This window comes from Streptomyces sp. P3, assembly GCF_003032475.1.
In the GTDB taxonomy this organism is placed as follows: Bacteria; Actinomycetota; Actinomycetes; order Streptomycetales; family Streptomycetaceae; genus Streptomyces.
In genome coordinates this window covers 7853408-7872075 of sequence record NZ_CP028369.1, presented here as the reverse complement: position 1 = coordinate 7872075, position 18668 = coordinate 7853408, and the positions used below count along the sequence as shown (strand labels likewise).

The following is an 18668-nucleotide window of genomic DNA, read 5'->3' as shown; positions in this document are numbered from 1 at the left end:
CCCGGCCGGGGTGAACGGCCCTCCCGGCGGCTACCGCTCCGTCACCTTGCCGTCCGCGACCTCCAGGCGGCGTGTCACTTGGACCGCGTCCAGCATGCGCCGGTCGTGGGTGACGAGCAGCAGGGTGCCCTCGTAGGCGTCGAGGGCCGACTCCAGCTGCTCGATGGCCGGCAGGTCGAGGTGGTTGGTCGGCTCGTCGAGGACCAGGAGGTTGACGCCCCGCCCCTGGAGCAGCGCGAGGGCGGCACGGGTGCGCTCACCGGGCGACAGGGTCGCCGCCGGGCGCATGACGTGGTCCGACTTCAGGCCGAACTTGGCCAGCAGGGTGCGCACCTCGACCGGCTCGGTGTCGGGGACGGCGGCGCGGAACGCCTCCAGCAGCGCCTCCGCGCCGTGGAACAGCGCCCGAGCCTGGTCGACCTCGCCGACCAGGACGCCGGATCCCAGGGCCGCGTGTCCGGCGTCCAGCGGGACCCGCCCGAGCAGCGCCCCGAGGAGGGTGGACTTGCCCGCGCCGTTCGCGCCGGTCACCGCGACCCGGTCGGCCCAGTCGATCTGCAGCGTCACCGGACCGAAGGTGAAGCCGCCGCGGCGCACCTCCGCGTCGCGCAGCGAGGCGACCACCGCTCCGGAGCGCGGGGCGGCCGCGATCTCCATGCGCAGCTCCCACTCCTTGCGCGGCTCCTCGACGACCTCCAGGCGCTCGATCATGCGCTGGGTCTGCCGCGCCTTCGCGGCCTGCTTCTCGCTGGCCTCGCTGCGGAACTTGCGGCCGATCTTGTCGTTGTCGTTGGCCGCCTTGCGGCGCGCGTTCTTCACGCCCTTGTCCATCCAGGAGCGCTGGGTCTGCGCCCGGTCCTGGAGGGCGGCCTTCTTGTCGGCGTACTCCTCGAAGTCGTCGCGCGCGTGCCTGCGGGCCACGTCCCGCTCCTCGAGGTAGGCGTCGTAGCCGCCGCCGTAGAGGTTGATCTGCTGCTGCGCCAGGTCCAGTTCGAGGACCTTGGTGACCGTGCGGGTGAGGAACTCCCGGTCGTGGCTGACGACCACCGTGCCGGCGCGCAGGCCGGTCACGAAGCGTTCCAGGCGCTCCAGTCCGTCCAGATCGAGGTCGTTGGTCGGCTCGTCGAGCAGGAAGACGTCGTAGCGGGACAGGAGGAGGGAGGCGAGGCCCGCGCGGGCGGCCTGGCCGCCGGACAGGGAGGTCATCGGCTGGTCGAGGTCCACGCCGAGCCCCAGCGAGTCGGCGACCTCCTCGGCGCGTTCGTCCAGGTCGGCGCCGCCGAGGTCGAGCCAGCGCTCCAGGCTCGTCGCGTAGGCGTCGTCCGCGCCGGGCGCCCCGTCGACCAGGGCCTGGGTCGCCTCGTCCATCGTGCGCTGCGCCTCGGCGACGCCGGTGCGGCGGGCGAGGAACTCGCGGACGCTCTCACCGGGGCGGCGCTCTGGCTCCTGGGGAAGATGGCCGACGGTCGCGGTCGGCGGGGAGAGCCTGAGCTCGCCCTGTTCGGGCGCGGTGAGCCCGGCGAGCAGCTTCAGCAGGGTGGACTTGCCCGCGCCGTTGGCGCCGACCAGCCCGATCACGTCCCCGGGGGCGACCACGAGGTCGAGCCCGGAGAAGAGGGAGCGGTCGCCGTGTCCGGCGGCGAGGTTCTTGGCGACGAGAGTGGCAGTCATCAGACAGCAGATCCTAGTGCGCGGGCGGCGTCCGGGGCGCCGGGGTCCCTCCGGTCGCCGAACCGGGACGCGGTCGGTCGGCGTGCGGGCGCGGACACTCAGGCGGGCGGCGGCGTCGTCGTGGTCGGCGGCGGGGTCATCGGGCCGGCGGCGGCTGTCGTCCTGGCCGAGCGGGGGCCGACGGGTGCGGGTGCGGGCGCGTGTCCCCGCCCCGTGGAGCGGACCACCTCGGCCGTCGCGGGTGCGCTGTGGTGGCCGTGGCGCATCGAGCCGATGGTGTCGGCGCGCGCATGGGCACTGCGCCGGCCGGAGGTGTGCCAGGAGTCGGCCGCACAACCCGAGGAGAGCGGGGTGCGGCTGGTCGAGGGGGCGATGAGCCCGGTGGACCCGGCGAACGTCGAGGCCTGGGCGGCGGACGGCTGTCCGTGGCGCGGTGGGCCGGCTGTCCGTGTGCGGCGGGCGCGACGGACGCGCCGTGATCCACGACCACGGCGGCGGGGTGACCGTCGCCTGGGGACGCGCGGAGGAGGCGGCCGGGCCGGCCGCCTCCTCCTGACCGGTCACGGACGCCGGTGCCCCGCTCCCGGCCGACCGGTCACGGGATCGGGAGCACGCCGGGGCCTGTCGGTCACGGGATCCGGAAGGCGCTCCTCGGCGCACCGGTGCCGGCCGGCGGGGCCGCGTGCGGTGCGCGGTGCGTGGCGTCGGCCGCCGGTGATCCGGCCGTCGCGGCGGCGAAGGCCTTCGCGCCGCCCACGACGGGGACCCGGGCCGAGGTACGGGCCAGGTCCAGGGTGAGCGTCGGACGGTCGGCGGGCGGGTCGATGAGGTCCTTGTCGGTGCCCGCCACGATCAGTGCGAGGCGATGGCCGGACGGTACGACGTGGTCGGTGGCCGCGAGGTCCAGGGTGATCGTGTACGCCCTGCCCGGGGTCAGCGGCACGCCCCTGCCGGGATCGGCGGAGGTCCCGAGGTCGGCCCAGCCCCGGCTGACGACCGTGGCGCCGACGTCGAGCGTCGCGGCCTTCGTCTCCTTGAAGCAGGCACTGTCGCCCGCGGTGCTCACGCCCCAGCAGGTGCGGTCGGCGAGGGTGGTGATCCCCTCGCCTCCCGCCGCGTAGTCGCGGATCGTGTCGGGACCGAGGTCGACGAGGACGGCGCTCAGGTGGGCCGTCGCCGTGCTGGGCGTGGCGGTGACGGTGACCTTCGAGGAGCCGGACAGCCGCAGGTCCCGGGTGAGGGCGCCGGTGACGAAGCCCGCCTTGTCGGGCGTCGGGGTGTCGATCTGCGCGGCCCAGTCCCTCTCGTCGCGCTGCGGGTCGTCGGTGAAGGCGGCGGCGCCGGTGCTCCCGCGCAGGCCGAGCGTCCCTGCGCCCGGCCGGTCGCCGGCGGCCGGGCGCAGGGTCGTGGTCTGCGTGCCGCGCGGCGGCCAGGACGCCGAGGTGACCCACTGGTCGGGGTGGCGTTCGACGTCGGCCATGGGCTCGCGGTCGATGCCGTTGTCGTAGCCGAGGAGTTCGTGGTCGAACCAGCGGTGCAGGGTGTCGACCCAGGCGGCGCGGCGGAAGTCGAAGGGGTCGACGTGGCCGGTCTGGGAGAGCCAGATCTTGCGGTGCACGCCGTTCTTCGCGAGGGCGTCCCACCACTGGCCGAGGTGCTTGGTGCGGACGTTGAGGTCCTGCATGCCGTGCACGAGGAAGACGCTGGCCTTCACCCGGTGCGCGTTCTTGACGTAGTCGCGCTCGGTCCACAGCGGCGTGCGGTCACCGGTGCGCGGTGCCTCGTCGACGAGCCGGCGCTGCACGGCGGTGCACCCGGCGCGGGCGTCGGGGCTGCTGACGTAGTCGGCGAGGGCGTCGGGGCCGGAGTCGTAGAGGGGCGCGCCCCGGGCGAAGTAGTAGTCGTACCAGGAGGAGATGGCGGCGATGGGGACGATCGTCCTCAGTCCCCGCACGCCGGTCGCGGCGACGGCGTTGGCGATGGTGCCGTCCCAGCTCTTGCCGATCATGCCCGTTCTGCCGTTGGTCCAGCTCGCCTCGGCGGTCGTTGCGCCGGTGCGGCTGGTGTAGCCCTTGGCGCGGCCGTTGAGCCAGTCGACGACCGCCTTCGCGGACTGCACCTCACCACGGCCGCCGACGTCCTCGCAGCCGTCGGAGCGGTTGGTTCCGGCCAGGTCGACACCGACGAAGGCGTAGCCCCGCGGCACGAAGTAGTTGTCGTAGAACAGCGGCATCCCGACGACGCGGCCCTCGGCGTCGTAGGTCTTGCGCTGGCTCTCGTTGCCGCGTCCGCAGCAGGAGTAGTAGGGGCTGGCGTCCATGATGACGGGCACTTTGCGGCCCTGCGCGGCGGGTTCGCGGGGCCGGACGATGTCGACGGCGACGCGGTCGGTGCGGCCGTCGCCGTCGGCGTCGAGTCCGGTGTCGACCCAGACGGCCTCGCGGACGGCGTTCTCGTAGGAGTAGACGGGTCGGCTCTCCCGGGGGGCTCCGTGGGCCGCGACTGGGGTGAGGAGGGCGGCCGCCAGGAGGGTGACGGCCGCCGTCGCGAGCGGCCTCCAGATCGTGAAGCGCATGCGTGTCCACATGCGCTTCGACGGTACTCGCGTCAACTCCCGTGCAGAAGAGGGCAGATGAGGCAGCGGCGGGCAGTGCGCCGGGAGGTGCGCCAAGTCCGGCCGGGACCACGCGCGCCGAGGCGGACCGCTCGTGCCGGCCGGTTCGCGGCCACGAACGACGTCCACGAGCACGGTGCTGCCGGGGGCCGGCCGCCGCTCCGCCCGCGATGCCCGAAGTCCGCGAACTCCCGTCTGACAGAGGGCGGCTGTGGGTAACAAGCCGTACGGGAACCGCGAAGAGAGTGGGGGGACGGCCATGGCGGCTGCACGGAACGGCAACGAGGGTCTGGGCGTGTGGAGAGTGGTGCCGCTGATCGGGGCGGTGGTCATGGCCGTCGGGCTCATCGGCGGCGTGCCGGTGCTGACCCTGCTGGGCGCGATCGTCGCCCTCGTCGGGGTGATCGGCCTGTCCGCTGCGAGACGTAAGCAGAACTGACCTCGCCCGGGCTCCCCGGGCCGCCGGTCAGCGGGCGCTCGCCCGCGCCAGCAGTTCGGCGCGGGGCAGGGCGGCGCTCTCGGCAGCCGGCACCGTGCACGCGTACGCCCCCGCCAGTGCCCCGAACTCGGCGCACCGGCGGGGCGGTTCGCCGTGGAGACGGCCGAACAGGAAGGCGGCGGCGAAGGCGTCGCCCGCGCCGTTGGAGTCGACCACCGGCCCGGGCGGGACGACGGCGGGGACGTGTGTCAGCTCGCCTCCTGCCAGCAGATACGCTCCCTCGGCCCCGGCGGTGGCGACGACCGCTTCGGCGCGGCCGTGCTCGGCGATGCGGCGCATGGTCGCCCGCGGGTCGGGCAGGGCGGTCGCGGAGACGAACACGACGTCCGCCGCCAGGGCGAAGGCCGCCTGGTAGGGGTTCTCGCCGTCCCAGTTGTGCAGGTCGGTGGAGATGCCGACGCCCGCCTCGCGCAGGACGGGCAGCGCCTCGGCACAGGGCTGCGTGATGGACACGTGCGCGTGGCGGCTCGCCGCGGCGAGATCGCGCAGGGTGCCCGTGGGGAAACGGTCGTCCGGTCGCCCGCGGCTGGTGTCGTACAGCGACAGCCGCCTGCCGTCCGGGCTCACCAGGTTGACCGCGCGCTTGGTGCCGGCGGGCTGCGGGATCGCGGTGAGGGCGATGCCGTGCTCCTCGTGCAGGGCGCGGACCAGGTCACCCTCGGGATCGTCACCGAGGAAGTCGAGATGATGGGTGCGCAGGCCGAGAGCGGCGAGGCCCAGGGCGACGAAGTCGCCGGTCTGGCCGGCGCGGGCGCGGATCCCGCTGTCGATCATGTAGCTGTCGGCGTACGGGAGCGGCAGCTCCGGCACGTACACGATCGTGTCCACGCCGGCCCCGCCGAGCACCAGTACGTCGATGTCGTGGACGTCCGCGACGCCGTGGACGTCGACGACATCGCCGGTTCCGTCGATGTGCCCGGTCTGTGCGCGCATGTGCGCTACCCCTCCCCGTGGTCGTACACCGTCACCGCGACGCCCCGCCGTACGAGCCGCTCCCGCACGAGCGGCTCGACGCGGGACCACTTGCCCCCGGCCAGCCCGCAGCCTATCCGTGGCATGTGCACGGACGCGCGGAGTTCCCGTGCCGTCCGAGGCCGGTCCGCAGGCGCACCTGTCCGCAGGCCCGCCTGTCGCTCCGCCGTCACGGGTTTCACAGCATCGGTGTGACAGCGATACTGCTGCACATGACGAGCGAGACCGAGGATCCGGCCCTCACGGTCGACGAGCTGGCCGCGCGCGCCGGGGTCACGGTGCGCACGGTGCGCTTCTACGGCACGAAGGGGCTGCTGCCGCCGCCGGTCATCGGACCGCGCCGGGTGGGGCGTTACGGCGCCGGGCACCTCGCGCGCCTGGCCCTGATCGAGGAGCTGCGCGGACAGGGGCTGACGCTGGCGGCGATCGAGCGCTATCTGGAGCGACTGCCGCCCGGTCTCGACGCCCACGACCTCGCCGTGCACCGGGCCGTGGTGGCTTCCTGGGCGCCGGACGCGGTGGAGACGGTGACCCGGGAGGAACTGCAGCGGCGGGCCGGGCGCACGCTCGGCGAGGAGGATCTGGACCGGCTCGTCGCGATGAACGTCGTACGCCGCGACGACGACGGGTACGGGCTCGACCCCGGCCTGCTGCGGCTGGGGGTCCGGCTGCTGGACATGCCGTTGTCGCCGGAGTCCATCCGCGCGGCGCGCACCGTCCTGCTCGACCATGCGCGCGCGGCGGCCCACGAGCTGTCGCGGCTGCTGCGCGAGGAGGTGCCGGAGCGCGACGCGCGGGCCGTGCGGTCGCTGTCGGCCCACATGCAGCCGCTCGTCGTCCAGGCGCTGCTGACGGCCTTTCAGCGCTCGCTCACGGAGGAACTGCGGGAGTGGCTCGGGGAGCCGTCGGCGGACGGCTCCCCGTGACGGTCCGGGCGCTCAGCGCGCGTCCGTGAAGGTCTCCCCCCGTTGCGCCTTCTCCACCAGCAGCGCGGGCGGGGTGAAGCGGTCGCCGTAGCGCGCGGCGAGCTCACGCGCGCGGGCCACGAAGCCCGGGAGCCCGCCGTCGTAGCCGTTGATGTACTGGAGCACGCCACCGGTCCAGCCGGGGAAGCCGATGCCGAAGAGGGAGCCGATGTTGGCGTCGGCCACGGAGGTCAGGACGCCCTCCTCGACGAGCCTGACGGTGTCGAGGGCCTCGGAGAAGAGCATGCGCTCCTGCATGTCCTCGAAGGGGATCTCGGCGCCCGCGCGGGTGAAGTGCTCGCGCAGCCCCGGCCACAGACCGGCCCGCCTGCCGTCCTCCCCGTACTCGTAGAAGCCGGCGCCGCCGCTGCGCCCCGTGCGGCCGAACTCGTCGACCATGCGGTCGATGACGGCCTCGGCGGGGTGTCCGGGCCAGGTGCCGCCGGCCTCCTCGACAGCCCGCCTGGACTCGCGCCGGATCTTGCGCGGGAGGGTCAGCGTCAGCTCGTCCATCAGGGATAGCACCTTGGCGGGGTAGCCGGCCTGCGCGGCAGCCTGTTCCACGGAGGCGGGCTCGATGCCCTCGCCGACCATGGCGACGCCCTCGTTGATGAAGTGGCCGATCACCCGGGAGGTGAAGAAGCCGCGCGAGTCGTTGACGACGATCGGCGTCTTGCTGATCTGCCGCACCAGGTCGAAGGCGCGCGCGAGCGCCTCGTCGCCGGTGCGCTCGCCCTTGATGATCTCGACCAGCGGCATCTTGTCGACGGGCGAGAAGAAGTGCAGCCCGATGAAGTCCGCCTGGCGCTGGACTCCTTCGGCGAGGGCGGTGATGGGCAGCGTGGAGGTGTTGGAGCACAGCAGGGCGTCGGGGGCGACGACCTGCTCGATCTCCTGGAAGACCTTGTGCTTGAGGGCGGTGTCCTCGAAGACGGCCTCGATGACGGCGTCGCAGCCGGCCAGGTCGGCGGGGTCCGCGGCGGGCGTGATGCGGGCGAGGAGCGCGTCCGCCTTCTCCTGGGTCGTGCGGCTGCGGGAGACGGCCTTGGCGCACAGCTTCTCGGAGTAGGCCTTCCCCTTGAGGGCGGCCTCCAGGGAGACGTCCTTCAGGACGACGTCGATGCCGGCGCGGGCGCACGCGTAGGCGATGCCGGCGCCCATCATCCCGGCGCCCAGGACGGCCGCCCTGCGCACCGGGCGGGGTGCGACGCCCTTGGGGCGGCTGAGGCCCGAGTTGACGGCCTGGAGGTCGAAGAAGAACGCCTGGATCATGTTCTTCGAGGTCTGCCCGGCGGCCAGTTCGACGAAGTAGCGGGCCTCGATGACCTGTGCGGTGTCGAAGTCGACCTGGGCGCCCTCGACGGCCGCGGCGAGGATGTTGCGCGGCGCGGGGTAGGGGGCGCCGTTGGTCTCCTTGCGCAGGCTCGCCGGGAACGCGGGCAGGTTGGCGGCGAACCGGGGGTTCGACGGGGTGCCGCCCGGGATGCGGTAACCCGGCCGGTCCCAGGGCTGCTGCGACTCGGGGTTCGCGTCGACGAAGGCGCGGGCCTTGGCGAGCAGTTCCTCGGGCGTGCCGGCGACGTCGTCGACCAGACCGTTCTCCAGGGCCCGCCGCGGGCTGTACTGGGTGCCCTTGAGGAGGACCTTCAGGAGGGCGTCGGTGATGCCCAGCAGCCGGACCGTGCGCACGACGCCGCCGCCGCCGGGGAGCAGGCCGAGGGTGACCTCGGGGCAGCCGATCTTCGATCCGGGCGCGTCGAGCGCGATGCGGTGGTGGCAGGCGAGGGCGAGTTCGTAGCCGCCGCCGAGGGCCGCGCCGTTCAGGGCGGCGACGACGGGCTTGCCGAGGGTCTCGATGCGGCGCAGGTTGCGCTTGATCTCCAGTCCGCCGTCCAGCAGTTCCTGGGCCGTGTCCGGGGTGACGCGGATGAGGTCGCGCAGGTCGCCGCCGGCGAAGAAGGTCTTCTTGGCCGAGGTGAGGATGACGCCCCGGACGGAGTCCTTCTCGGCCTCCAGGCGGTCGGCGACCGCGGCCAGGGAGGCACGGAAGGCCGCGTTCATGGTGTTCGCGGACTGGTCGGGGTCGTCGAGGACGAGGGTGACGAGGCCGGTGCGGTCCTGTTCCCAGCGGATGGTGGTGCTCTGTGTCATGACGGTTTCTCCGTAGAGGTCTCGGGTTCCGCTGGGGTGGTCAGACGCGCTCGACGACGGTGGCGATGCCCATGCCGCCGCCGACGCAGAGGGTGGCGAGGCCGTAGCGCTTGTCCTGGCGCTCCAGTTCGTCGACGAGGGAGCCGAGGATCATCGCGCCGGTGGCGCCGAGCGGGTGGCCCAGCGCGATCGCGCCGCCGTTGACGTTGACCTTGTCCAGGGACAGGCCCATGTCCTTGACGAAGCGCAGGACGACCGCGGCGAAGGCCTCGTTGATCTCGACGAGGTCGATGTCGTCGATGGTCAGGCCGGCCTTGGCGAGGGCCTTGCGGGTGGCGGGCGCGGGACCGGTGAGCATGATCGTCGGCTCGGATCCGGAGACGGCCGCGGAGACGATCCGCGCGCGCGGGGTGAGCCCGTGACGCTCGCCGACCTCCCTGGTGCCGATGGCGACCAGGGAGGCGCCGTCGACGATGCCGGAGGAGTTGCCCGCGTGGTGGACGTGGTCGATCTTCTCGACCCAGTGGTACTTCTGCAGCGCCACGGCGTCGAACCCGCCCAGTTCGCCGATGTCGGCGAAGGACGGCTTCAGCCTGGCGAGGGAGTCCGCGGTGGTGCCGGGGCGGGGGTACTCGTCGTGGTCGAGGACGACCAGTCCGCTGCGGTCCCGCACCGGGACGACCGAGCGGTCGAAACGGCCCTCCTTCCAGGCCGTCGCCGCCCGCTCCTGCGACAGGGCGGCGTACTCGTCGACGTCGCGCCGGGAGAAGCCCTCGATGGTGGCGATGAGGTCGGCGCCGATGCCCTGCGGCACGAAGTTGACGTCCAGGTTGGTCATCGGGTCGTTGAACCAGGCGCCGCCGTCCGAGGCCATCGGCACCCGGGACATGGACTCGACGCCGCCCGCGAGGACGAGGTCCTCCCAGCCCGAGCGGACCTTCATGGCGGCCAGGTTGACGGCTTCCAGGCCCGAGGCGCAGAAGCGGTTCTCCTGTACGCCGGCCACGGTGTCCGGCAGGCCGGCCGCGATCGCGGCGGTGCGCGCGATGTCGGAGCCCTGGTCGCCGACGGGGCTGACCACGCCGAGCACGATGTCGTCGATCGCGGCCGGGTCCAGGCCGGGGAAGCGGTCGCGCAGTTCGTGGATGAGGCCGACGACGAGGTCGATGGGCTTCGTTCCGTGCAGGGAGCCGTTCGCCTTGCCGCGCCCGCGCGGGGTGCGGATCGCGTCGTACACGTACGCTTCGGTGCTCACTGGTGGGCCTTTCGGGAGGGTGGGCCGGGCGGGGTCAGTCGCCCCGGGCCGGGGGGTTCGGCAGGGGCTGTTCGAGGTCGGGCGCGAGTCGCGGCACGTCCCAGTCACGGGCCACCCGGTGCGTGTCGGCGCCGGGCAGTGCCGGGCCGGTGCGGACGGCCGTGGGCGTCCCGGAGAACCGGGGCGCGGGGGCGGGCTGGGTGATGCCGTCGTGGCGGACGAAGGTGCCGCGGGCCGCCAGGTGCGGGTGGTGCGGGGCCTCGCGCAGCGACAGCACCGGCGCCACGCACGCGTCGGAGCCCTCGAAGACCGCCGTCCACGCGTCGCGGGTGCGGGTGCGGAAGCGGGCGGCGACGGCCTCCCGCAGCTCTCCCCAGCGCGTCCAGTCCCTGCGGGCGCCACGGAGGTCCCCGCCGAGGCCCAGGAGGTCCACGAAGGCGTCGTAGAACTGCGGCTCCAGCGCGCCGACGGCCATGTATCCGCCGTCGGCGGTCTCGTAGACGCCGTAGTACGGGCAGCCGCCGTCGAGGAGGTTGGCGCCGCGCCGGTCCTGCCAGCCGCCGGCCGCGAGCATGCCGTGGATCATCGCGGAGAGATGGGCGGCGCCGTCCACGATGGCCGCGTCGACGACCTGGCCGACGCCGCTCACGCGCGCGTGGTGCAGCGCCGCGAGGACGCCGACGACGAGGTAGAGGGAACCGCCCGCGTAGTCGCCGAGCAGGTTGGCCGGGGCCGGCGGGGGTGTGTCCGGGGAGCCGATCAGGCCCAGGGCGCCGGTGAGGGCGATGTAGGCGATGTCGTGGCCGGCGCGCTGGGCGAGCGGACCCTCCTGGCCCCAGCCGGTCATCCGGCCGTAGACCAGTCGGGGGTTGCGGGCGTGGCAGTCCGCGGGGCCGACGCCGAGCCGCTCGGCGACGCCCGGCCGGTTGCCCTCGATCAGCACGTCGGCGCGGGCTGCGAGGTCGAGCACGCGCGCGGGGCCGTCCGGCGCCTTGAGGTCCACGACCACCGAGCGCTTGTTGCGGTTGGTCACGTCGTGGGCGGGGTCGATGCCGAGGGCGGGCCCGCCGGGACGGTCCACCCGGACCACGTCGGCGCCGAGATCGGCCAGCAGCATGCCCGCGAAGGGGCCCGGGCCGATCCCGGCGAGCTCCAGCACGCGCACGCCGTCCAGCGGGCCGTGCCCGGTCGTCCGTCCCGTCGTCATCCGGCCCCCTCGCTGTGACACAACTGATGTAACACCAGTGATGCTAGGAACGTGTCCCCGCGGACACAAGTGCCCAGCAAGCGCTTGGTCGGTTCACGGCGCGCCGCCCGGAGGTCAGCGTGTCTCCAGCTCCGTGACGAGCCGTCGGGGAGCGATCGTGCGGCGGCTCTCCTCCACCCGGTCGCAGAGCAGCCCGGCCTCGGGCGCGCCCTTGCCTCCCAGCGGGAGGCGCACCCGGCCCGACCTGCGGAGGCCGTGTCCGGCGGGTCCGGTGCCGGGGGCGGCGAGCGCAGGGGCGTGCACGGTCTCCTCCACGAGTCCGACGGTGACACCCCTTGGGTGACTGCCGTCGTCGACACCGAGGAGGACGAGCACCTTCCCGTTCACCTTGCCCGCACTCTCGCCCCGGGGGAACTCCTCCGCCGCACCCGGCAGTCCGAGTGCGAACTCGCGCGCTTTCTCCCACTTCCTGCGGGCATTGCGGTCCACGCTCACCTGCCGCCTCCGGGTTCGTCGTCGACCTCCGCACTCCTCACGCTAGCCTCAGCCACCGACAGCGGCACGGGCTGCCACCGCGAAGGGATGTCATGAGCAGGCTGAAAACGAGCGACCGTCCGTACGACATCGTGCTCTTCGGGGCGACGGGCTTCGTGGGAACGCTCACCGCGGAGTACCTCGCCGTCCATGCTCCCGCCGGGCTGCGCTGGGCCATCGCCGGGCGCGACGAGCGCAAGCTGGAACTGCTGCGCGAACGGCTCGGCGTGGACGTCGGGGTGCTGCGCGCCGACGTCGCCGACCCGGCGTCCCTGCGCGCGCTCGCCAAGGACGCCCGCGTGGTGGCCACGACGGTGGGCCCCTACGTGCGCTACGGCGAGGAACTGGTGGCCGCCTGCGCGGACACCGGCGCGGACTACCTCGACCTCACCGGCGAGCCGGAATTCGTCGACCTGACGTACGTCCGGCACGACACACGCGCGCGGGAGACGGGGGCACGGCTGATCCACGCGTGCGGCTTCGACTCCGTACCGCACGACCTCGGCGTGTACTTCACCGTCCGCCGGCTCCCCGAAGGCGTGCCGCTGACCGTGGACGGCTTCGTGACGGCCGACGCCTCCTTCTCGGGCGGCACCTTCGCCTCGGCGCTCGACCAGTTCGCACGCGGCCGGCAGATGCTGGCCGCGGCACGGGAACGGGGACGGCACGAGCCGCGGCTCATGGGCCGCCGGGCCGTCGCCCCGGTGGGCGCGCCACGGTTCGCCGGGGAGGTCGGCGCCTGGGCGCTGCCGCTGCCGACCATCGACCCGCAGATCGTGCTCCGGTCGGCCCGGGCGCTGCAGCGCTACGGCCCCGACTTCCGCTACCGGCACTACGCGGCCGTCCCGCGGCTGCCCGTCGCCGTGGGCGGCGTCGCCGCGGTCGGGGCGCTCGCCGCGGCGGCCCAGGTGCCGCCCGCCCGGCGCTGGCTGTCGGACCGTCTCAAGCCGGGTGACGGGCCGAGCGCGCAGAAGCGGGCGCGGAGCTGGTTCTCCGTCCGGTTCGTCGGCGAGGGCGGCGGCCGGCGGGTGTACACCGAGGTCGCGGGCGGCGACCCCGGCTACGACGAGACGGCGAAGATGTTCGCCGAGGCGGCGATGGCGCTGGCCTGCGACGACCTCCCACCGACGGCCGGGCAGGTCACCACGGCCGTGGCGATGGGCGACGCGCTGACCGGGCGGCTGACCCGCGCGGGCCTCCGTTTCCGCGTCGCGGCGCGCCGCTGACCGCGGCCCCGGAGCCGTGGGCGGCCCGGCAGCGCCCTCAGAGCGGCCACTGCACGAGCGTGTAGATCATCCCGACGATCCAGCCGAGGCCGGCCAGGACGGCGAGGATCAGTGCGGCGTTCACGGCACGCTCGACCGGACGTTCCGGGGCGGCGAGGGGCTTGGGAGCACGATGCGTGGTCATGCCGCCCAGCCTGCCGACGCGGGCGCCGGGGGTACATCCGTACGGGTACTCAGACGACGTACTCGTGCGGCCCACCCGGACGGACGACCGGGCGGCGGCCCGCACCGCGTGCGGAGGCCCCGTGGGGGCACGCCGTGCCGCACGGCGTGCCCCCACGGGGCCTCCCCCCTGGATTGAGACTTTCCCCCGCGGTTCCCCGAAGACTCCCAGGGGATCACCGCCGCCTCGGCGCCGAAGTCTCACTGGGCACTTCAGTGAAACGATTGAACGTGTCAGGTCACGGCGAAAGGGGAGCAGCATGAAGTTCGTTCTTGAGGTCACCGTCGACGAGGGCGCGACCGCTCAGGACCCGGTGGGTGAACTGCAGCGGATCCTGCGGTACTGGGGCGGCAACCTCAAGCACTACGCCCTTGAGGACGGGGACGGCTCGGCGATCCTCGACTCGGACCACCGGGAGGTGGGTCAGTGGCGGATGGTGGCTTCCTGAAGGGCCCGGCGGCACAGTGAGTCGGCCCGGCGGGTGGTCTCCGGGAGCCGGAAGCGCGGGGTGAGGGCCAGGGTGTGGGCGCAGGCGTCGTCCAGGGTGACGCGGTGGCCGACGGAGACGAACACCGGCTTCACGCCCGCCCGGGTGCGCAGCGCGCGACCCACCTCCTCGTCGCCCGCCAGCAGCGGGGACGCCGATCCGCGCGGGGCGTCCGGGTCTGCGTGGGTGAAGACGAACGGGTTCTTGGCGACGCCGATCGTCGGCAGGCCGGTGAGCACCCCGAGGTGGCTGGCGAGGCCGAAGCGCCGGGGGTGGGCCAGACCGTAGCCGTCGCACACCACCAGGCCCGGCTCGTGCGGCAGGGCGTCCAGGGCGGCGAGCACGGTGGGGATCTCCCGGAACGCGAGCAGGCCGGGCACGTAGGGGAAGGAGATCCGCCCCACGGCGGTGGCCTCGGCGACGACCTCCAGGCTCGCCGCGTCCAGCACGACGGCGGCCGCCGCGACGACGTCGCGCTCGTCGTCGTAGGCGACGTCGACCCCCGTCACGTGCCCGGCGCCCACGGGCGGCCCCGGCTCGAGCAGTACACGGGCCCGCAGCTCGTCCTGGACGGCGCGGGCCTCTTCCTCTGTCGCGGGCCAGCCCGCGGGAATGCTGACGGTCGTCATGGTGAGGACGAGCGTACGGCCCCGGCGGGCGGGCCCGCGATCACGTTTTCCGTTCGCGGCCGGCGTCGGCGTCAGTCGCCGAGCGCGCGCCGCAACTGGCTCTTGTTCATGTCCGAGCGGCCCTTGACGCCCCGCCGCCTGGCCTCCTCGTACAGCTGGTCGTAGGTGGGCCCCTGAGAACCCTTGCCGGACCGCTGACCGCCCCGCCTGCCGGACGACATGTCCTCGGTGGAGGTGCGGCTCGCGGTCCTCGACTCGCCGGACCGGGCGCGCTCCTTGTTGACCGTCCGCGCGGCGATCTCCTTCGCGCGGCCGGGGCTCTCTCCCCGGTCCTGCGCGCTCTCCTTGATGTGCTCGTACTGGCGCTCCCGCTTGGGGCTGGAACCGCGTGGCATGGACGCTCACTCCTTCCGTGTTCGTCCCCACCGGGTACCCGGAAGGGGCTTCCGGGTACCCGCGACGGGCCTCAGCTCTCCAGGCGTGCCACGCGTCCCTGTTCGCCCGCGGCCCAGCAGCCGAGGTCGGGCGTGCAGTCCACGGTGTCGTACGAGCCGGTGTCGAGGGTGCGCCAGGTACGTCCGGCGTCGGTGGTCAGGTCGGTGCCGGCGGGGCCGACCGCGAGGGCCGCGGTGCGGCTGTGGGGCAGCCAGGCGACGCCGGAGCGGTAGGCGGGCGGCGGGCCCGCCGCGGGCCGCCAGGTGCGACCGCCGTCCGTGGTCGTGGCGGCGGCCTGCGGTGAGGGCTGGTCGGGGCGGTAGTCGCCGCCCACGGCGAGGCCGTGCGTGCGGTCGCGGAAGGCGAGGGCGAAGACGCCGCGCGCGGGGTCCGCGGCGGGGACGGGAACGTCGGCGGCCTTCCAGGTCATCCCGCGGTCGGAGGAGTGCAGCACCCGCGCGCGTGCGCCCCCGCCGGTGGCCAGCCAGACGTCCCGGGCCCCGGCGGCCACCAGGCACTGGCCGCTCGCGGCGAACCCCGCCTCGCCTTCCAGGGCGGGAGGCATCCCCGCGTCGGGCAGCACGTTCCAGGTGCGGCCGCCGTCGCCGGTCGACAGGACGCGGAACCTCCCGTCGACGGGATCGCTCACGGCGAGTCCGTGGCGGCGGTCGAAGAAGGTCATGCAGTCGTAGAACGCGCGGGGGTCGGTGTTGCGGAAGGACTCCGTCCAGGTCGTCCCGCCGTCCTCGGTGCGGTACACGCGTGAGGTCTCGCCCTCACCGATGGCGAGGACCACGGCGCGGCGCGCGTCGAACGCCTCGACGTCGCGGAACTGCAGGTCGGCCGCGCCAGGCGGGGAGACGTCCCGCCAGGTCGCGCCGCCGTCGGCGGTGCGCAGGACGACGCCCCCGGTGCCGGCGGCCCACGCGGTGTCGCGGTCGACCGCCGCGAGACCGCGCAGGCGCGCGGTGACGCCGGTGTCCCTGAGCTCCCAGCGGGGCGCCGCCGGACGTTCCGGATGTGCGTGCGCGGGCAGTGCGGTGAGCACGGCGAGCGCCGCCCCGCAGGCCGCCGCCGTCACCCGGCCGCCGGTGCGCATCGTCCGTGACGTGCGTCGCGTCTTCCCCAAGCGCCTCATGCGGGGCGAAGCTAGTCCAGGCTCCCGCCGGCGTCCAGAGGCCGTCGTCCGCCCCAACCGCCTTACGGGGCACGGCGGGAGAGCCGAGTCACTTCCGTGCATGAAACGCGGTGACCGAGGTCACTCGAAAGTGGTGTGCACGGATCGGCCGGTTCCGGCGTCTCTTCCAGTGTCCGGTCCCACCGCCCGGAGTTCCGTCCCGCCGTCCCGAGGGAGCAAGGCGTTGTCCACCGTCATCGAACAGCTCGTAGAGGCCCGCCTGGTCGCGGCCGCGCCTCGCATGCCCAACATCCCCGCCACCTTGCACTACGACCGTCTGGACCCGTTCGCCGTGCGGATGACCTTCCCGGCTCCGGCCACCCTGGAGGGCGTCGAGGTCTGCTGGACGTTCTCCCGCGAACTGCTCGCCGCGGGCCTGCACGACGCCGAGGGCCATGGCGACGTCCGGGTGCGCCCCTACGGGTACGACCGCACCGTCCTGGAGTTCCACGCGCCCGAGGGAACCGCCGTCGTGCATGTCCACTCGGCCGACATCCGCCGCTTCCTGCGGGCGGCGAGCGACCTGGTGCCGACCGGGACCGAGCACCGCCAGCTCGACCTGGACCACGACCTGGCGGAGCTGATGCGGGACGCCTGCTGACCCTTCGGTAAATCCTTTGACGGCCCTTTCCGGCCCTCCTACGGTGTGAAGCGCTTCTGTTGCCGCCGATCGGAGTAGGACGTTGCTCGTCTGAGGTCCCGAGACACCCGCGCCACATCCCTCACAGGTGTGTGCGCAGCGTGCGACCTCGGCCTCGAGCCGTCCCGGCGGAGCAGGGCTTTTCGTGCTGTCTCCGCAGTCCCCGCCCGCCGCGGTGGTCGCCTCCTCCGGTGTCTCGACACGTGTCGCCCCTGACCGCACACGCACCCACGAGGCCCGCTTTGCATCAGTCCATCACCTGTACCTCCCTCGCCTTCTCCTGGCCCGACGGCACCCCCGTCTTCGACGACCTCGACGTCGCCTTCGGCAGCGGCCGCACCGGACTCGTCGGCGTCAACGGCTCCGGCAAGTCGACCCTGCTGAAGCTGATCGCCGGAGAACTCGAACCCGCCGACGGCGCCGTGCGCGTCACGGGCGAGGTCGGCTACCTGCCGCAGAACGTCACCCTGGACACGGACCTGCGGATCGACCAGGTGCTCGGCATCGCCGACCGGCGGGCCGCCCTGCACGCCATCGAGGCCGGCGACGCGGCCGAGGAGCACTTCGAGACCGTCGGCGACGACTGGGACGTCGAGGAGCGCGCCCTGGCCACCCTCGGTGAGCTCGGGCTCGGCCACGTCGACCTCGACCGCACGACCGGCGAGGTCTCCGGCGGCGAGTCGGTCCTGCTGCGGCTGGCCGCTCTGCTGCTGCGCCGGCCGGACGTCCTGCTGCTGGACGAGCCGACCAACAACCTCGACCTGTACGCCCGGCGGCGGCTGTACACGGCCGTCGCGTCCTGGCCGGGCGTGCTGGTCGTGGTCAGCCACGACCGGGAGCTGCTGGACCTCGTCGGCCAGATCGCCGACCTGCGCGCCGGGGAGATCACCTGGTACGGCGGCAACTTCACCGCCTACGAGGAGGCCCTGGCCACCGAGCAGGAGGCCGCCGAGCGCATGGTGCGCGTCGCCGAGGCCGACCTGCGCAAACAGAAGCGCGAACTGGCGGACGCCCAGGTCAAGCTCGCCCGCCGGAAGCGGTACGGGCAGAAGATGTGGGACAGCAAGCGTGAGCCCAAGATCGTCATGGGCGCGCGCAAACGCGCCGCGCAGGAGTCGGCGGGCAAGCACCGGATCATGCACGAGGAGAAGCTCGCCGAGGCCAGGGACCGGCTCGACGACGCCGTGGAGGCCGTACGCGACGACGACGAGATCCGCGTCGACCTGCCGTACACGGCCGTACCGCCGGGGCGCGAGGTCCTCACCCTCATGGACCTGCGGCTCGCCCACGGCGCGCGCGTGGAGGGCGGTTTCGACCTGCGCGGTCCCGAGCGGGTGGCACTGGTGGGGCGCAACGGGGCCGGGAAGACGACGCTGCTGCGCACGATCGCCGGGGAGCTGGCGCCCGAGGCGGGCGAGGTGCACGCGCACGTGCCGCTGCGATTCCTGCCGCAGCGGCTCGACGTCCTCGACGGCGACCTCACGGTCGCCGAGAACGTGGCCCGTTTCGCGCCCGGAGCGACCAACAACCGGATCCGGGCCCGGCTCGCCCGCTTCCTGTTCCGGGGCGCCCGCGCCGACCAGAAGGCGGCGACCCTCTCGGGCGGGGAGCGCTTCCGGGCGGCCCTGGCGGCCCTGATGCTCGCCGAGCCGGCGCCGCAGCTGCTGCTGCTCGACGAGCCGACCAACAACCTCGACATGGCGAGCGTGCGCCAGCTGACGACGGCGCTGGAGTCGTACGAGGGGGCACTGGTCGTGGCCGGCCACGACCTGCCGTTCCTGGAGTCGATCGGCATCACGCGCTGGCTGCTGATGGACGGCACGCTGAGGGAGACGACGGCGGAGGAGGTGGCGGACCCGGCGTAGGGTCCTGCGTCGCCCGCGGGGACCGGGTGACCCGCGCGGGTCTCGGGAGGGCCACATTGTTACCGAGGGGTTTTGTCGTGGTGGTCCCGCGCTGCATGATGGCTGACCGGCGCCGTGC

18 protein-coding genes and 2 pseudogenes are annotated in these 18668 nt (G+C 73.7%); 8 read left to right on the top strand and 12 right to left on the bottom strand.

What is annotated here, in order from left to right:
* Positions 1-30 precede the first annotated feature (30 nt).
* The gene (locus tag C6376_RS34740) at positions 31-1671 is read right to left on the bottom strand and encodes an ABC-F family ATP-binding cassette domain-containing protein (protein ID WP_107447037.1); all 1641 of its coding nucleotides are present in this window, start codon (positions 1669-1671) and stop codon (positions 31-33) included.
* Positions 1672-1791: 120 nt separating this feature from the next.
* Here C6376_RS34740 and C6376_RS45790 point away from each other — a divergent pair.
* Together C6376_RS45790 and C6376_RS46260 are read left to right on the top strand one after the other, a co-directional pair.
* Positions 1792-2046, top strand: a pseudogene (locus C6376_RS45790) (amino acid oxidase); the annotation flags it as partial.
* A 58-nt stretch (positions 2047-2104) separates the two neighbouring features.
* Positions 2105-2227 carry a hypothetical protein gene (locus tag C6376_RS46260; protein ID WP_301554753.1) on the top strand — a complete coding sequence of 41 codons (123 nt, stop codon included), beginning with the start codon at positions 2105-2107 and terminating at the stop codon, positions 2225-2227.
* 72 nt (positions 2228-2299) lie between these two features.
* On the opposite strand, the gene C6376_RS34735 is transcribed toward C6376_RS46260, so the two are convergent.
* A complete protein-coding gene (locus tag C6376_RS34735) occupies positions 2300-4258 on the bottom strand; it encodes a Xaa-Pro dipeptidyl-peptidase (protein WP_107447036.1) in 1959 nt (652 codons plus the stop codon).
* A gap of 286 nt (positions 4259-4544) precedes the next feature.
* On the opposite strand from C6376_RS34735, the gene C6376_RS34730 reads away from it, so the two are divergent.
* Positions 4545-4724: a hypothetical protein gene (locus C6376_RS34730; RefSeq protein WP_107447035.1), complete on the top strand. Its 180-nt coding sequence runs from the start codon at positions 4545-4547 to the stop codon at positions 4722-4724.
* A gap of 27 nt (positions 4725-4751) precedes the next feature.
* Here C6376_RS34730 and C6376_RS34725 read toward each other — a convergent pair whose 3' ends face one another.
* The gene (locus C6376_RS34725) at positions 4752-5717 is read right to left on the bottom strand and encodes a PfkB family carbohydrate kinase (RefSeq protein ID WP_107447034.1); all 966 of its coding nucleotides are present in this window, start codon (positions 5715-5717) and stop codon (positions 4752-4754) included.
* A 5-nt stretch (positions 5718-5722) separates the two neighbouring features.
* Positions 5723-5887, bottom strand: a pseudogene (locus C6376_RS34720) (Appr-1-p processing protein); the annotation flags it as partial.
* Between the two features lie 81 nt (positions 5888-5968).
* Between C6376_RS34720 and C6376_RS34715 the strand changes: the two are divergent.
* Positions 5969-6682, top strand: a complete 714-nt coding sequence (locus C6376_RS34715) for a MerR family transcriptional regulator (protein WP_107447033.1) — start codon at positions 5969-5971, stop codon at positions 6680-6682.
* Between the two features lie 12 nt (positions 6683-6694).
* On the opposite strand, the gene C6376_RS34710 is transcribed toward C6376_RS34715, so the two are convergent.
* From C6376_RS34710 to C6376_RS34695, 4 genes are all read right to left on the bottom strand, one after another.
* Positions 6695-8872: a 3-hydroxyacyl-CoA dehydrogenase NAD-binding domain-containing protein gene (locus C6376_RS34710; RefSeq protein ID WP_107447032.1), complete on the bottom strand. Its 2178-nt coding sequence runs from the start codon at positions 8870-8872 to the stop codon at positions 6695-6697.
* Between the two features lie 40 nt (positions 8873-8912).
* On the bottom strand, positions 8913-10127 hold the full coding sequence (locus tag C6376_RS34705) for an acetyl-CoA C-acetyltransferase (RefSeq protein WP_107447031.1): 1215 nt from the start codon (positions 10125-10127) through the stop codon (positions 8913-8915).
* Between the two features lie 34 nt (positions 10128-10161).
* Positions 10162-11334, bottom strand: a complete 1173-nt coding sequence (locus C6376_RS34700; protein ID WP_107447030.1) for a CaiB/BaiF CoA-transferase family protein — start codon at positions 11332-11334, stop codon at positions 10162-10164.
* A 114-nt stretch (positions 11335-11448) separates the two neighbouring features.
* The gene (locus C6376_RS34695; protein WP_107447029.1) at positions 11449-11829 is read right to left on the bottom strand and encodes an MmcQ/YjbR family DNA-binding protein; all 381 of its coding nucleotides are present in this window, start codon (positions 11827-11829) and stop codon (positions 11449-11451) included.
* Between the two features lie 92 nt (positions 11830-11921).
* On the opposite strand from C6376_RS34695, the gene C6376_RS34690 reads away from it, so the two are divergent.
* On the top strand, positions 11922-13094 hold the full coding sequence (locus tag C6376_RS34690) for a trans-acting enoyl reductase family protein (protein ID WP_107447028.1): 1173 nt from the start codon (positions 11922-11924) through the stop codon (positions 13092-13094).
* Between the two features lie 37 nt (positions 13095-13131).
* Here C6376_RS34690 and mmpA read toward each other — a convergent pair whose 3' ends face one another.
* The gene (gene mmpA / locus C6376_RS44575; RefSeq protein WP_173985793.1) at positions 13132-13278 is read right to left on the bottom strand and encodes a morphogenic membrane protein MmpA; all 147 of its coding nucleotides are present in this window, start codon (positions 13276-13278) and stop codon (positions 13132-13134) included.
* Positions 13279-13576: 298 nt separating this feature from the next.
* Here mmpA and C6376_RS34685 point away from each other — a divergent pair, with 298 nt between their 5' ends.
* Positions 13577-13765 (top strand): hypothetical protein, encoded by a 189-nt coding sequence (locus C6376_RS34685; protein ID WP_107447027.1) that lies wholly within the window; start codon positions 13577-13579, stop codon positions 13763-13765.
* On the opposite strand, the gene C6376_RS34680 is transcribed toward C6376_RS34685, so the two are convergent.
* The 3 genes from C6376_RS34680 to C6376_RS34670 all read right to left on the bottom strand — a co-directional run bounded on the left by C6376_RS34680 (position 13741) and on the right by C6376_RS34670 (position 15967).
* The gene (locus C6376_RS34680; protein ID WP_107447026.1) at positions 13741-14433 is read right to left on the bottom strand and encodes an endonuclease V; all 693 of its coding nucleotides are present in this window, start codon (positions 14431-14433) and stop codon (positions 13741-13743) included. The genes C6376_RS34685 and C6376_RS34680 overlap by 25 nt on opposite strands.
* A gap of 71 nt (positions 14434-14504) precedes the next feature.
* Complete coding sequence (locus tag C6376_RS34675) at positions 14505-14828, bottom strand: plasmid stabilization protein (protein WP_107447025.1); 324 nt, start codon at positions 14826-14828, stop codon at positions 14505-14507.
* 71 nt (positions 14829-14899) lie between these two features.
* Positions 14900-15967: an oxidoreductase gene (locus tag C6376_RS34670; protein ID WP_107447024.1), complete on the bottom strand. Its 1068-nt coding sequence runs from the start codon at positions 15965-15967 to the stop codon at positions 14900-14902.
* 262 nt (positions 15968-16229) lie between these two features.
* Between C6376_RS34670 and C6376_RS34665 the strand changes: the two genes are divergently transcribed.
* Both C6376_RS34665 and C6376_RS34660 read left to right on the top strand, forming a co-directional pair.
* Positions 16230-16646: an SsgA family sporulation/cell division regulator gene (locus C6376_RS34665; protein ID WP_107447023.1), complete on the top strand. Its 417-nt coding sequence runs from the start codon at positions 16230-16232 to the stop codon at positions 16644-16646.
* A gap of 281 nt (positions 16647-16927) precedes the next feature.
* The gene (locus tag C6376_RS34660; protein ID WP_107447022.1) at positions 16928-18550 is read left to right on the top strand and encodes an ABC-F family ATP-binding cassette domain-containing protein; all 1623 of its coding nucleotides are present in this window, start codon (positions 16928-16930) and stop codon (positions 18548-18550) included.
* Positions 18551-18668: the final 118 nt, after the last annotated feature.

What these genes read in the sequence shown, in the direction of transcription:
- C6376_RS34700 (WP_107447030.1), bottom strand. Translation starts at nt 11,334, where the DNA reads ATGACGACGGGACGGACGACCGGGCACGGCCCGCTGGACGGCGTGCGC.
- C6376_RS34680 (WP_107447026.1), bottom strand. Translation starts at nt 14,433, where the DNA reads ATGACGACCGTCAGCATTCCCGCGGGCTGGCCCGCGACAGAGGAAGAG.
- C6376_RS34715 (WP_107447033.1), top strand. Translation starts at nt 5,969, where the DNA reads ATGACGAGCGAGACCGAGGATCCGGCCCTCACGGTCGACGAGCTGGCC.
- C6376_RS34710 (WP_107447032.1), bottom strand. Translation starts at nt 8,872, where the DNA reads ATGACACAGAGCACCACCATCCGCTGGGAACAGGACCGCACCGGCCTC.
- C6376_RS34725 (WP_107447034.1), bottom strand. Translation starts at nt 5,717, where the DNA reads ATGCGCGCACAGACCGGGCACATCGACGGAACCGGCGATGTCGTCGAC.
- C6376_RS34730 (WP_107447035.1), top strand. Translation starts at nt 4,545, where the DNA reads ATGGCGGCTGCACGGAACGGCAACGAGGGTCTGGGCGTGTGGAGAGTG.
- C6376_RS34670 (WP_107447024.1), bottom strand. Translation starts at nt 15,967, where the DNA reads ATGCGCACCGGCGGCCGGGTGACGGCGGCGGCCTGCGGGGCGGCGCTC.
- C6376_RS34685 (WP_107447027.1), top strand. Translation starts at nt 13,577, where the DNA reads ATGAAGTTCGTTCTTGAGGTCACCGTCGACGAGGGCGCGACCGCTCAG.
- C6376_RS34740 (WP_107447037.1), bottom strand. Translation starts at nt 1,671, where the DNA reads ATGACTGCCACTCTCGTCGCCAAGAACCTCGCCGCCGGACACGGCGAC.
- C6376_RS34735 (WP_107447036.1), bottom strand. Translation starts at nt 4,258, where the DNA reads ATGTGGACACGCATGCGCTTCACGATCTGGAGGCCGCTCGCGACGGCG.
- mmpA (WP_173985793.1), bottom strand. Translation starts at nt 13,278, where the DNA reads ATGACCACGCATCGTGCTCCCAAGCCCCTCGCCGCCCCGGAACGTCCG.
- C6376_RS34690 (WP_107447028.1), top strand. Translation starts at nt 11,922, where the DNA reads ATGAGCAGGCTGAAAACGAGCGACCGTCCGTACGACATCGTGCTCTTC.
- C6376_RS34675 (WP_107447025.1), bottom strand. Translation starts at nt 14,828, where the DNA reads ATGCCACGCGGTTCCAGCCCCAAGCGGGAGCGCCAGTACGAGCACATC.